The following is a 12725-nucleotide window of genomic DNA, read 5'->3' as shown; positions in this document are numbered from 1 at the left end:
TTCTAATTACGCAAGATTTTCGAAGTATGCCTCCAACGCCTCAAGCTGTTCGCTTGCATCCTCAATGGCGTTGAATGTGCGCCGAAACTGGTCATTTGGAGCGTGTTCCTGTAGGTACCAGGAAACGTGTTTGCGAGCAATCCGGTATCCCTTTGCATGACCATAAAAGTCATGAAGTTCGCGAATATGCCCGCAAAGTAAGCGCTTCACCTCTGCCAGAGGCAGGGGAGGAAGCAGCTCTCCAGTGTCCAGATAATACTGGATTTCCCGAAAGATCCAGGGTCTTCCCTGAGCTGCACGTCCTATCATAAGAGCATCAGCCCCTGTGTAGTCGAGCACAGCTCTGGCTTTAAGCGGGTCAGTAATGTCACCATTCGCGATTACCGGAATGGAAACTTTCTGCTTAACTGCCCGAATGCTGTCGTATTCAGCATCTCCCTGAAATAAACAGGCGCGGGTGCGTCCATGAATTGTCAGAGCCTGAATGCCACAGTCTTCAGCCAGTTGGGCAATCTCTTCACAGTTACGGTGCGCCGTATCCCAGCCAGTGCGAATCTTCAACGTCACAGGTACATCAACTGCGTTAATTACCGTCGTCAGGATAGACTTCACCAGACTTGGGTATTGCAGCAGAGCGGAACCCGCGAGCTTGCGATTCACTTTTTTCGCTGGGCATCCCATATTGATATCAATAATCTGGGCGCCATTAGCCACGTTAATGCGTGCGGCCTCTGCCATCTCATCAGGATCACTACCGGCAATTTGCACGGTGCGAATACCTGGTTCATTCACGTGCACCATCCGTAAACGTGATTTGTCGCTCGCCCAAACTTCTGGGTTAGATGACATCATCTCCGAAACAGTAAGCCCCGCCCCCATCTCGTAACACAGCGTCCTGAATGGTCTGTCGGTAATGCCAGCCATCGGTGCTGCAATCAGTCGATTCCTGAGCTGGTGGTGTCCAATGCGCATGAGTTAAGAAATGACCATACTTGCCTGCAAGGCGGCGTATATTACGCATTTTTAGCCTGAGATGAAAGGCCAAACTTTGAACAATCAGCTGTCGTAGATCAATGAATCCGCATATGGAATAACAGACAAAACAAATTAATTATAATTATCAGTAAGTTAATTTGATTTGGTTTATTTATGCTCTTTTTGATTTTTGTGAAACCGGGAGGCAATCTTCACCAATTTTGACCGCTATCACCCTATAAACTGCTGCTTTGTTCACCAATTTATGCATTTTTATGTGAGTGAAATCTCGTTTTTTTGCACGAAAACGCTAACGTCAGGCGGGAGAAAAGTAAATGAAAACGGGGTAAAAAACCCCGTTAATAGACTATCTATTCAACAACTACGCGGCCATGTAAAGGCTGTACAGGGCGGTTATTATGATGATGCATCACTGAGGTGAATTGTTTCAATTGTTGCTCAGACAGCGTCACAGGGTGTTTCATCACCAGCCAACGGACACCTTCTGAACACGGTGGCGTTGTCAGCGATCCACTGAAACGATAGTGGCTCAAGTCAGAGGGTAACAGTTTGTTGATATCGATTTTCTGGGTGAGTTGGCTAGACTCTTCTGCCTTCGCTGGCATCGCCTGCCAAAGCTTACTCAATTCGCTGTTTGCCGCTCCGGTTTCGAACATGACTGCAACCACAGCGAGTTCCCCGTCGGCATTCTTGTGCACCAGATGCATTTCCATATCGTAATGTTTGCCATGAAGCGTGTTCTCGCTTGGCGCATGGAAATGGAGCTGCTGGAGCTGGAAAGAGACGCCATCAATCATCACGCTATCTTTCGCATTGGCTGTAAAACCTGCCTGCACCGTATGACCGTTGTTAATGATGGTGGCCGGAGAGTCAACGTAGCGGGTTTTAAGCGGGTTAACGTGCGCTTTAAGCGTATTGTCGATATCAATTGGTGATTGATTCATACCCTGCTTGCACATTTGGTTCTCTGGGCTGATTTCGCTCCAGTGCTCTGGCGAACCTTCACCTTCATAACTCCAGTGAGAGGCCATTGCTAAAGCGGGCAGCATTCCCATTGTGAGAACTGCCAGAGTGCGCAAAGTGGTTTTCATTAATTCATTCCCTGATAAATTTTACTAAATAACGTCGTTTAACTGACACATTTGAAACGGCGCATTATAAAACTCGGCTTTCAGAAGGCAGGGGCAAAAATGGCGGGGGCGTTACATTTAGGAATAAGTCAGCAGCAAAAGTGGCCAATTGGCCACTTTTAAGGGGAGTTAGCGTTTGAAGCCGGTAATTCGGCACCATTCTTCTTTTTCAGCAACAGGGTCGAGAGTGAATTTATCCTGATACGCTTCGCAGACACTTTCAGCCTGGCTTGCCAGAACTCCAGAAAGCCCAAGGAAACCGCCCTGAACCGGGAGCACGCTGATTAATGGTGCTAACTCACGTAATGGCCCTGCCAGGATGTTAGCGACCACTACGTCGGCGCTCATGGCTTCTGGTTGGTCCTTCGGCAGATACAGTTCCAGACGCTCAGAAACACCGTTGCGTTCCGCATTGTCACGGCTGGCTTGAATCGCTTGTGGATCGATGTCGATACCAATCGCATGCGCTGCACCCAATTTCAGTGCTGCGATGGCAAGAATGCCGGAGCCACAACCGAAATCAATCACGGTTTTGCCTGCTAAATCTAAGCTATCAAGCCACTCAAGGCACAACGACGTTGTTGGGTGCGTGCCTGTACCGAACGCCAGACCTGGGTCGAGCATGACATTTACAGCGTTGGCGTCGGGCACATCACGCCAGCTTGGGCAAATCCACAGGCGTTGGCCAAAACGCATTGGGTGGAAGTTATCCATCCATTCACGTTCCCAGTCTTTGTCTTCGATTTGCTCGATTTTATGGTGGAAACCAACGCTCAGCAGTGGGCAGCTTTCGAGAATGGCGACCACTTCGTTCATGTCAGCTTCAGCGTCGTACAAACCGATCACATCGGTATCGCCCCATAAACGGGTTTCGCCAGGTAATGGCTCGAATACCGGTGTGTCATGGGTATCCTGAAAGGTCACGGATACTGCGCCGCTTTCGATCAGTGCATCGCCGAGCTCTTCAGCGGTTGCGCCGGTGGTATTAATTTTCAGTTGAATCCATGGCATAGCGAAACTCTTTATTTATCAGTAGTTGGAACGAGTGCTGGGGCGGGCAGTGGCTGACCGAAACGGTTGCCTACCAGGAACGCCAGCAAACTTAGTAATAAGGATGGCACAATTGGGTGGAAGCCAAATAGCTGGATTTTGAAACTCGCCAGCGCGGCATAAAGCCCACCGCCAATAATCATCGCGCTCAGTGCGCCGGCTGCATTAGCACGCTCCCAATAGAGGCCCAAAACCAGCGGCCACAGGAACACAGCTTCGAGCCCACCAAACGCCAGTAAATTCAGCCAGATGATCATCTCTGGCGGACGCCACGCCGCAAGCAACAACAGCACACCGAGGATCAGCGTGATCACCGAAGACATTCTCTTCAGGCGCGTCTCGTTGTGGATTTGCTCCGGGCGCATATTGAGATAAAGATCTTTAACGATCGTAGCGGATGATTGCAGCAATTGGGCATTAATTGTCGACATGATTGCCGCCATCGGTGCTGCAAGGAAGATCCCCGCGGCGAAGGGCGGTAGAACTGTGACCATTAACGTTGGGATAACTAAATCCGGTACTTTCAAATCCGGTATCACTGCACGGCCTAACGCACCCGCCAAATGCATACCAAACATCAAAATCGCCACAACAATCGTGCCGAGAATAATGCCGCGGTGTACGGCTTTGCTGTCTTTATAAGAGATGCAACGTACTGCCGTGTGCGGCAAGCCTATCACCCCGAAACAAACCAGTACCCAGAACGATGTCATAAACGTTGGAGACAGGATGTCATCAGCCCCCTGCGGTGAAACAAGTTTCGGATCGATACGCTGGAGCGTATCAACCGCGTTATGCAAGCCACCTGCCGCGTGAACGATGCCAACCAACAGCAAAATCGTTCCAATCAGCATCACCATACCTTGCATCGCATCGTTGAGAACGCTGGCGCGGAAGCCACCAAAAGCGGTGTAAAGGGCGATACTGATGCCAAAAATCAGCAATCCCGTTTCGTAAGGAATCCCCGCAGCGGTTTCCAGTAAACGCGCACCGCCGATGAATTGAACGGTCATGGCACCGACAAAAGCCACCAGCAGGCTAATACTTGCCAGCCAGACTAAAAGGCGGCTTTGGTAGCGAGCGTACAGCATGTCGTTCAGGGTTACGGCGTTATAGCGACGCGCAAGAATGGCAAACTTTTTACCCAGAATCCCCAATGATAACCACACCGCCGGGAGCTGAATCATCGCAAGTAGTACCCAACCAAGGCCGTACTTATAAGCCGCTCCTGGGCCGCCAATAAAGGAGCTGGCGCTGATATAGGTTGCGGTGAGCGTCATCGCTAATACGAACCCACCCATCGAACGGCTGCCGAGGAAATATTCGTTGAGGAAATTACCCGTAGTGCGGCGTTTCATGGCGTACAGAGAAATGCCAAAAACCACCAGTAAATACGCCACTAGCGGCAAAATGACTTCAAGCTGCATGATCATCCTCCAATGGAATATCACGGAAGATAAACTTCACCATCGCCCAGCACAGCAAAATAAACAGCAGCGGTACCAGCAAGCATGCCATTTCAAACCAGTGCGGGAGACCGGTTGGGCCGATTTCGTTATCAGGTAAGTAAGCAGCCACTAACCATGCTGCAAGGTAGAGAAGGGTGAGCCAAAGCGCCCAGCGGGCTTCTTTATGGGCCTGAACAAAACGCGCGTCCATTATTGTCCCTTGAGTTGGCGGAAAGCGGCGATTGTAACGCATAGCGTCAAATTGAGGATCAAAAAAGAAAAAGGCCGGATAACCGGCCTTTTAACGATGTAACTACTTAAGAAAACTTAGTCCTGAAGACCCAGTTTTTTCTCCAGATAGTGGATGTTCGTCCCACCGTGCTGGAAGTTTTCATCGTTCATGATGCGGGTCTGCAAATCAACGTTGGTTTTAATGCCATCTATGATCAGTTCCGCCAGGGCGTTCTTCATACGCGCAATCGCCACTTCACGAGTTTCACCGTAACAGATGAGCTTCGCGATCATTGAATCGTAGTATGGAGGAACGGTGTAGCCGGAATAGATATGCGATTCCCAACGTACACCAAAACCACCCGGCACGTGGCAACGAGTAATTTTACCAGGGCTTGGCAGGAAGGTATTCGGGTCTTCGGCGTTGATACGGCATTCAACCGCATGGCCACGAACCTGAACATCTTCTTGCTTGATAGACAATGGCTGCCCAGCTGCAATGCGAAGCTGTTCTTTAATCAAGTCAACGCCGGTGATCATTTCTGTTACCGGGTGCTCAACCTGAATACGGGTGTTCATCTCGATAAAGTAGAACTCACCGTTTTCGAACAGGAACTCGAAAGTACCCGCGCCGCGATAGTTGATATCGATACACGCTTTAGAGCAGCGCTCACCGATGAATTTACGCAGCTCAGGCGTGATGCCTGGTGCTGGCGCTTCTTCAACAACTTTCTGGTGACGACGCTGCATAGAGCAGTCACGTTCAGCCAGATAAATCGCGTTACCCTGACCATCAGCGAGAACTTGAATCTCGATGTGGCGTGGGTTTTCGAGGTACTTCTCCATATAGACCATATCGTTGTTGAAAGCAGCTTTTGCTTCCGCACGGGTCATATTAATGGATTGTTCCAGGTCTGCATCGCCACGTACAACGCGCATACCACGACCGCCGCCGCCGCCAGACGCTTTGATAATAACCGGGTAGCCGATGCGTTTCGCATGGGCACGGTTTTTATCCATATCGCCGTCCAGTGGGCCGTCAGATCCTGGTACGCAAGGTACGCCAGCTTTCTTCATTGCATTGATTGCAGAAACTTTATCGCCCATCAGGCGGATAGTATCAGCACGCGGGCCAATGAAGATAAAGCCTGAGCGCTCAACTTGTTCAGCAAAGTTGGCGTTTTCAGACAGGAAGCCGTAACCCGGGTGAATCGCCACCGCGCCAGTAATTTCTGCCGCAGAGATGATTGCCGGGATATTCAGATAGCTTTTTACGGACGGAGCAGGACCGATACAAACGGTTTCATCCGCCAGCAAAACGTGTTTTAAATCGCGATCCGCAGTGGAATGCACAGCGACAGTCTTGATGCCCAGCTCTTTGCAGGCACGAAGAATACGCAGGGCAATCTCGCCACGGTTTGCGATGACAATTTTATCCAGCATGTTCGCCTCGTTACTCGATGACGACCAGCGGCTCGTCAAATTCAACCGGTTGACCATTTTCAACCAGGATGGCTTTCACCACACCGGCTTTATCAGCTTCGATCTGGTTCATCATTTTCATCGCTTCAACGATGCAAAGCGTGTCGCCAACGTTAACTTTCTGGCCAACTTCAACAAATGATTTAGCATCCGGGCTTGGGGTGCGGTAGAAAGTACCGACCATTGGGGAACGCACGATGTGACCACTGACTTCAGCAGCCGCTGGCGCTTCCATTACCGGTGTTGCGGCAGGAGCAACAGCGCCAGCCAGAGTTGGCTGCGGCTGGTACATTGGAGCTGCATAAGCCTGTTGCATCATCGGGAAACCAGCGTTTGCCGGTGCGCGACTGATGCGAACAGACTCTTCGCCTTCAGAAATTTCCAGTTCGGAGATGCCTGATTCTTCAACCAGCTCGATCAGTTTTTTAATCTTACGAATATCCATGAGTGGGTTCCGTACTCTTGTTTAGATGGATTTTGACAAGCGTTTTACCGCCGTCTGTAGTGCATATGAATAGCCGTCAGCGCCTAATCCGCAGATGACACCAACCGCTTTATCAGAAAGATACGAATGATGGCGGAACGGCTCGCGTGCATGAACATTACTGAGGTGGATCTCGATAAACGGGATATCCACGGCCAGCAAGGCATCACGCAGCGCAACGCTCGTATGCGTAAACGCGGCCGGATTAATCAGAATAAAATCGACAGTGTCTTTAGCCTGATGAATTCGGTCGATCAACTCATATTCCGCATTAGATTGCAGGTGGCTGAACGAGACATTTAACGTTTTCGCTTCGTCTTCGAGCGAGTTAACAATTTGAGCTAAAGTCAGCGTGCCGTACTTCTCAGGCTCACGTGTACCCAGCATGTTAAGATTCGGACCGTTCAAAAGCAAAATGTGAAAATTAGCCGACATCGTGCTGCCATCTCCTGCAATTTGTAGGTATTTTACAAAATATACCTAAGTTGCTCGGTTGTCACCTTCAGAGCCAGAAAATGGCCTGTCAGAAAAACCAAAGTCGCACATTATAACGATTTCGTAGCAATTGGCAGCTAAATACTGGTCTTATCAGGGAAGATGATCAACTCATATCCTTTTTCATGGACGGGTTGATCACTTTTTTGCACGGATGAGCACATATCTGGAGTTATCGCCGCCACTGTCTGAATTTCTTGTAGCGCAAGGCCAGCAGAATGAATGCGCCCAGAGCATACAGCAGTGGTTGCGGGGAAATAACCTTCACCGACCAAAGATAATGAACAGGTGCGAGGATAGCGACAAGATAGACGAGGTTGTGCAGTTTTTGCCAGCGCGGACCTAACTTTCGTTGCAATGATTGGGTCGACGTTGCCGCCAATGATAACAGCACCAACCAACTGATTATTCCTAAAGTTAAATACGGGCGCGTGACCAGTTCTCTTCCAAGCAGCGACAAATTGCTAATGCCCAACTCCAGCATCGCGTAACTGGTTAAATGAAGCGTCGCCCAGGCAAAGCACCATAATCCCAACAGGCGACGGGTGCGAATCAGTAGCGGTTGTTTTCCGTAGCGGGCCAGCGGTGTGACCAGGAGCGTTGCCAGCAACAATTTTAGTGCCATTCTGCCAGTAAAATGTTGGATATCTTTTGCCGGATCGGCGCTTAAAAGCCCCTGGCTTGCCGCATAAAATAGCCACAAGAACGGCAAGAAGGCGGCGAGATGCAGCACCACTTTAAGCCAGGTAATTTGCTTCGCCGTGAGTCTCACGTTAGAAGTTCTCCTTCAGATTTAAGCCGCGATACAACGAAGCTACCTGATCGGCATAGCCATTAAACAGCAGCGTCGGCTGACGTTTCACATCGAGCACACCACCAGAACCAATGAATCTTTCGCTTGCTTGCGACCAGCGCGGGTGGTCTACGTTCGGGTTAACGTTGGCATAAAATCCGTATTCGTTGGGAGCGGCCATATTCCAGGTCGTGGGCGGTAATTCGCTGACTAATTTAATGCTGACAATCGACTTAATTCCTTTGAAACCATATTTCCACGGCACGGTGAGTCGAATTGGAGCCCCGTTTTGTGGCGGGAGGGCTTTGCCATAAACACCGACCGTGAGCAACGTTAAAGGATTCATGGCCTCATCAAGACGCAGACCCTCCACGTAGGGATATTTTAACCCGCCGCCAATAAAGCGGTCTTTTTGCCCCGGCATTTGTTCCGGATCATAAAGGGTTTCAAAGGCGACATATTTCGCCTTGCTAGTGGGTTCAACCATCGCCAGCAACTTGCTCAGTGGGAAACCAATCCACGGCACCACCATCGACCAGGCTTCAACACAACGCATGCGATAGATTCGCTGCTCCAGCGGGAATTTCTTATACAGATCGTCCAGATCGAGAGTTTGGGGTTTTGCCACTTCGCCGCTGATAGTGATTTTCCACGGATCGGTTTTGAGGCTACCGGCGTTAGCGGCGGGGTCGGCTTTATCTAACCCGAACTCATAAAAGTTATTGTATCCGGTGACTTTGTCTTCTGGTGTCATGGCAAGTTTTGATTGCCACTGCTCGGGCTGGCTAAATTGCAGCGGTTTGCCCGACGGTGCCGGTGGCCTGTCATTGCCTTTAAACCAGGAAAGAATATCGGCATGTGTCGTTTGAGGAATGGAGAGAGCGGCGGCACTGATCCCCAGCGCTTTCAGTACCTGACGGCGTTTCATCATAAAAACGGATTCGGCTGTGACATCTGCTTCGGTAAAGCGCGTGACCTTCTTCATCTTAAACTCCTGCGTTGCTTAATACGTTAAGCATGACGGAGAACGAACAACCCTGCGAATATGTCACAAAAAATTGAAAATTAGACGCTCTCAGGCAACGCTGGAATCACGTTCATGGGAAAAAAATGGCTGAAGGCTATACTTGAAATCTGGTGTGTAAAGAATGCCGGGTGCAACAAAGGGTGAAAATCTGTTCACTGCGTTTGCCAGGCCAGCGCTTTTGCTATGTAATGCCGCATCAGATGAGGCCTTAGGGTGTTTTGGCAGTATATCTTCACCAAACGGAGTTAACACAAGGATGCGATTAACGACGAAACTTTCTGCTTTTATGACACTATTGACCGGCCTCGCGATTTTTGTGACGCTCGTCGGTTGTTCATTAAGCTTCTTCAATGCGATGCACTTTAAAGTTCATCAACGCGTGGTTGCGGTTGCCACCATTATTGATAACGAACTGGTTTCAAGTTCCCCGCAAGATTTGATCAAACGCCTCAACGAAGTGATGGTCCCCATTGATATCACCGAGGTCGATTTCAAAATAGGCGATAACACCGTTTATCAACATCAACTGGCCCAAACCTATAGCTTGTTGGGAAACAGCTACAGTTTTCGCACCGTGACCGTTGAGCTAATGAAGCATCCAGGGACGTTTCTGAGCCTGACATATCGCGATCCGGTGGCGAATTACTACAACTCTTTATTCACGACAGTCCCCCTTTCTATCACGGTCGGCTTCATGCTAATCGTGCTGTTCTTTGCTATTCGCTGGATGAAAAAGCAACTCGCCGGGCAAGAGTTACTGGAGGATAGGGCACGCCGTATCCTCAACGGTGAGCGCGGCGTTGGGGCGCGTGGTTCGGTGCTGGAATGGCCGCCTCAAGCCAGCAGCGCACTCGATTTGCTGCTATCCGATCTACAGAATGCCAGCGATCAACGGAGCAGAATGGATACGTTAATTCGTGCTTTCGCCGCCCAGGATGCGAAAACTGGCCTGAACAATCGTCTGTTTTTTGATAACCAACTGGCCACTTTACTTGATGAGCAAGAACAAGTTGGTGCGCACGGGGTGGTGATGATCATTCGTTTGCCGGACTTTGATACCTTGCATGAAACGTGGGGGCGAAGTGCAGTAGAAGAATATTTGTTTACCATTATTAATATGCTATCGACATTTGTGATGCGCTATCCGGGTGCTTTGCTGGCACGCTACTTCCGCAGCGATTTTGCCGTTCTGTTACCGCATCGCACATTAAAAGAAGCCGATAGCATCGCCAGTCAGCTATTAAAAGCCGTTGATTCGTTACCGCCGACACGGATGCTCGACCGTAATGACATGATGCACATCGGTATTTGCGCCTGGCGTAGTGGGCAAACCAAAGAACAAGTGATGGAGAATGCAGAGGTGGCGACGCGAAACGCTTCCTTGCAGGGAACCAACGGTTGGTCGGTGTATGACGATACTTTGCCTGAAAAAGGGCGCGGCAACGTTAAATGGCGTACGCTCATTGAGCAAGTCTTGCAGCGTGGTGGCCCACGATTTTATCAAAAGCCGTCGGTTAAGCGCGATGGCTATGTGCACCACCGTGAAATCATGTGTCGAATTTTCGACGGCGAGCAAGAAGTGCTGGCGGCGGAATATTTGCCGATGGTGAAACAGTTTGGTTTATCGGAGCAATATGACCGACAAACCATTGCACGTTTGTTACCGTTAGTCGGTTTCTGGCCAGAGGAAACGCTGGCAATTCAGGTCTCTGTCGAATCATTAATTCGCGTACCCTTCCAGCGGTGGCTGCGTGATGCACTGATGCAGTCAGAAAAATCTTTACGCCGACGTATTCTTTTTGAACTTGCAGAGGCAGATGTTTGTCAACACATCAGCCGTTTACAACCTGTGGTTCGTTTAATCAAAGCGCTGGGAGCCAGAATTGCTGTGTCTCAGGCCGGTTTGACCGTAGTCGGTACGTCTTATATTAAAGAGTTGGATGTTGAGTTGATAAAACTGCACCCAGGGCTTGTGCGAAACATTGAGAAACGAGCCGAAAATCAGCTGTTTGTTCAAAGCCTGGTTGAAGCATGTAACGGGACTCAGACGCAAGTTTTTGCGGTGGGAGTAAGAACTCGAAGTGAATGGCAGACACTGGTGGAGAAAGGCGTGACGGGTGCTCAGGGCGATTTTTTTGCCGCCTCACAACCCCTCGATAGCAACGTGAAAAAATATTCGCAAAGATATTCGGTTTAACCTGCCGTTTATAAATATTTCACGTAGAATAACGCGCGCTGCATCTCAAGGGGGCGAATACGCCTGCTGACCAGATTGTTGAAGCACGAAATGAACCCAGTTTGCTTCCTTGCACTGTTCGTTTAACCTACAGCGTTTGTTTATTTCCTCTGCATTTTGGGGATAAACGTGTCGAAGGTGTAACAGTCGTAGTAAACTGCACAATTTTTCACCATTGCAGAACATTTTTGCGCCTTGTCGCTGCAATGAGTGGTTGGTAAAGTAAGCGGATTTTGTTTCCGCCCCAGCTTTCAGGATTATCCCTTAGTATGTTGAAAAAATTTCGTGGCATGTTTTCCAATGACCTGTCCATTGACCTGGGTACCGCGAATACCCTGATTTATGTAAAAGGACAAGGCATCGTACTGAATGAGCCATCGGTCGTGGCCATTCGCCAGGATCGTGCCGGTTCACCTAAAAGTGTTGCGGCCGTAGGCCATGATGCTAAACAGATGCTGGGTCGTACCCCTGGCAATATCGCAGCTATCCGTCCGATGAAAGATGGCGTTATCGCCGATTTCTTCGTGACCGAAAAAATGCTGCAACACTTCATTAAGCAAGTGCATAGCAATAGCTTTATGCGCCCAAGCCCGCGCGTTTTGGTGTGTGTGCCAGTCGGTGCAACTCAGGTTGAGCGTCGTGCAATCCGTGAATCCGCTCAAGGCGCTGGTGCTCGTGAAGTCTTCCTGATTGAAGAGCCAATGGCTGCGGCTATCGGTGCTGGCCTGCCAGTTTCTGAAGCAACCGGTTCTATGGTTGTGGATATCGGTGGTGGTACAACTGAAGTTGCCGTTATCTCTCTGAACGGTGTGGTTTACTCCTCTTCCGTTCGTATTGGTGGTGACCGCTTTGATGAAGCCATCATTAATTATGTGCGCCGTAACTACGGTTCACTGATTGGTGAAGCAACCGCTGAACGTATCAAACACGAAATCGGTTCTGCTTACCCAGGCGATGAAGTGCTTGAAATCGAAGTTCGTGGTCGTAACCTGGCTGAGGGTGTTCCACGCGGCTTTACCCTGAATTCCAATGAAATCCTCGAAGCCCTGCAAGAGCCATTGACGGGGATCGTGAGTGCGGTGATGGTTGCACTGGAGCAGTGTCCGCCAGAACTGGCGTCCGATATCTCTGAGCGCGGTATGGTTCTGACCGGTGGCGGCGCATTGCTGCGTAACCTTGACCGTCTGCTGATGGAAGAAACAGGCATTCCGGTAGTAGTTGCAGAAGATCCATTGACTTGCGTAGCCCGTGGCGGCGGCAAGGCACTGGAGATGATCGACATGCACGGCGGCGACTTGTTCAGCGAAGAGTAATCAGCCGCACGTAAGGGGCAGTCATTAAGACTGCCCTTTC

The 12725-nt window shown here is 49.8% G+C and carries 12 protein-coding genes; 2 read left to right on the top strand and 10 right to left on the bottom strand.

Annotated features, from left to right (window positions below; translation table 11 throughout):
* Positions 1 to 6 precede the first annotated feature (6 nt).
* The 10 genes from dusB to msrP all read right to left on the bottom strand — a co-directional run bounded on the left by dusB (position 7) and on the right by msrP (position 9094).
* Positions 7 to 972, bottom strand: a complete 966-nt coding sequence (gene dusB / locus AC0IWZ_RS18875; protein WP_034498926.1) for a tRNA dihydrouridine synthase DusB — start codon at positions 970 to 972, stop codon at positions 7 to 9.
* Positions 973 to 1346: 374 nt separating this feature from the next.
* Positions 1347 to 2087, bottom strand: coding sequence for a carbonic anhydrase (locus AC0IWZ_RS18870; protein ID WP_471678716.1), 741 nt, complete (start codon positions 2085 to 2087; stop codon positions 1347 to 1349).
* A gap of 168 nt (positions 2088 to 2255) precedes the next feature.
* Positions 2256 to 3137: a 50S ribosomal protein L11 methyltransferase gene (prmA, locus tag AC0IWZ_RS18865; RefSeq protein WP_034498923.1), complete on the bottom strand. Its 882-nt coding sequence runs from the start codon at positions 3135 to 3137 to the stop codon at positions 2256 to 2258.
* A gap of 11 nt (positions 3138 to 3148) precedes the next feature.
* On the bottom strand, positions 3149 to 4603 hold the full coding sequence (panF, locus tag AC0IWZ_RS18860) for a sodium/pantothenate symporter (protein ID WP_471678717.1): 1455 nt from the start codon (positions 4601 to 4603) through the stop codon (positions 3149 to 3151).
* Entirely contained in the window at positions 4593 to 4835 is a 243-nt protein-coding gene (locus tag AC0IWZ_RS18855) for a YhdT family protein (RefSeq protein ID WP_034498920.1), read from the bottom strand. The genes panF and AC0IWZ_RS18855 overlap by 11 nt, the downstream gene beginning before the upstream one ends.
* Positions 4836 to 4951: 116 nt before the next feature.
* Positions 4952 to 6298 (bottom strand): acetyl-CoA carboxylase biotin carboxylase subunit, encoded by a 1347-nt coding sequence (gene accC / locus AC0IWZ_RS18850; RefSeq protein WP_034498918.1) that lies wholly within the window; start codon positions 6296 to 6298, stop codon positions 4952 to 4954.
* Positions 6299 to 6308: 10 nt separating this feature from the next.
* Complete coding sequence (accB, locus tag AC0IWZ_RS18845; protein WP_034498916.1) at positions 6309 to 6782, bottom strand: acetyl-CoA carboxylase biotin carboxyl carrier protein; 474 nt, start codon at positions 6780 to 6782, stop codon at positions 6309 to 6311.
* Between the two features lie 21 nt (positions 6783 to 6803).
* Complete coding sequence (gene aroQ, locus AC0IWZ_RS18840; RefSeq protein ID WP_034498914.1) at positions 6804 to 7256, bottom strand: type II 3-dehydroquinate dehydratase; 453 nt, start codon at positions 7254 to 7256, stop codon at positions 6804 to 6806.
* Between the two features lie 232 nt (positions 7257 to 7488).
* Complete coding sequence (gene msrQ, locus AC0IWZ_RS18835; protein ID WP_115627126.1) at positions 7489 to 8088, bottom strand: protein-methionine-sulfoxide reductase heme-binding subunit MsrQ; 600 nt, start codon at positions 8086 to 8088, stop codon at positions 7489 to 7491.
* A 1-nt stretch (position 8089) separates the two neighbouring features.
* On the bottom strand, positions 8090 to 9094 hold the full coding sequence (msrP, locus tag AC0IWZ_RS18830; RefSeq protein ID WP_115627127.1) for a protein-methionine-sulfoxide reductase catalytic subunit MsrP: 1005 nt from the start codon (positions 9092 to 9094) through the stop codon (positions 8090 to 8092).
* Positions 9095 to 9392: 298 nt separating this feature from the next.
* Here msrP and csrD point away from each other — a divergent pair, with 298 nt between their 5' ends.
* Together csrD and mreB are read left to right on the top strand one after the other, a co-directional pair.
* On the top strand, positions 9393 to 11333 hold the full coding sequence (gene csrD / locus AC0IWZ_RS18825; protein ID WP_410374046.1) for an RNase E specificity factor CsrD: 1941 nt from the start codon (positions 9393 to 9395) through the stop codon (positions 11331 to 11333).
* A 308-nt stretch (positions 11334 to 11641) separates the two neighbouring features.
* The gene (gene mreB / locus AC0IWZ_RS18820) at positions 11642 to 12685 is read left to right on the top strand and encodes a rod shape-determining protein MreB (protein ID WP_034498906.1); all 1044 of its coding nucleotides are present in this window, start codon (positions 11642 to 11644) and stop codon (positions 12683 to 12685) included.
* Positions 12686 to 12725: the final 40 nt, after the last annotated feature.

The sequence above is a fragment of the Buttiauxella sp. AC142 genome (genome assembly GCF_979253435.1).
Note: the sequence above shows the minus strand (reverse complement) of the source record. Positions and strands in the feature narration are given on the sequence as shown.

Bases quoted from the DNA above. Each gene is read 5' to 3' on its own strand.
- mreB (WP_034498906.1), top strand. From the start codon at position 11,642: ATGTTGAAAAAATTTCGTGGCATGTTTTCCAATGACCTGTCCATTGAC.
- csrD (WP_410374046.1), top strand. From the start codon at position 9,393: ATGCGATTAACGACGAAACTTTCTGCTTTTATGACACTATTGACCGGC.
- prmA (WP_034498923.1), bottom strand. From the start codon at position 3,137: ATGCCATGGATTCAACTGAAAATTAATACCACCGGCGCAACCGCTGAA.
- AC0IWZ_RS18870 (WP_471678716.1), bottom strand. From the start codon at position 2,087: ATGAAAACCACTTTGCGCACTCTGGCAGTTCTCACAATGGGAATGCTG.
- AC0IWZ_RS18855 (WP_034498920.1), bottom strand. From the start codon at position 4,835: ATGGACGCGCGTTTTGTTCAGGCCCATAAAGAAGCCCGCTGGGCGCTT.
- accB (WP_034498916.1), bottom strand. From the start codon at position 6,782: ATGGATATTCGTAAGATTAAAAAACTGATCGAGCTGGTTGAAGAATCA.
- aroQ (WP_034498914.1), bottom strand. From the start codon at position 7,256: ATGTCGGCTAATTTTCACATTTTGCTTTTGAACGGTCCGAATCTTAAC.
- dusB (WP_034498926.1), bottom strand. From the start codon at position 972: ATGCGCATTGGACACCACCAGCTCAGGAATCGACTGATTGCAGCACCG.
- panF (WP_471678717.1), bottom strand. From the start codon at position 4,603: ATGCAGCTTGAAGTCATTTTGCCGCTAGTGGCGTATTTACTGGTGGTT.
- accC (WP_034498918.1), bottom strand. From the start codon at position 6,298: ATGCTGGATAAAATTGTCATCGCAAACCGTGGCGAGATTGCCCTGCGT.
- msrP (WP_115627127.1), bottom strand. From the start codon at position 9,094: ATGAAGAAGGTCACGCGCTTTACCGAAGCAGATGTCACAGCCGAATCC.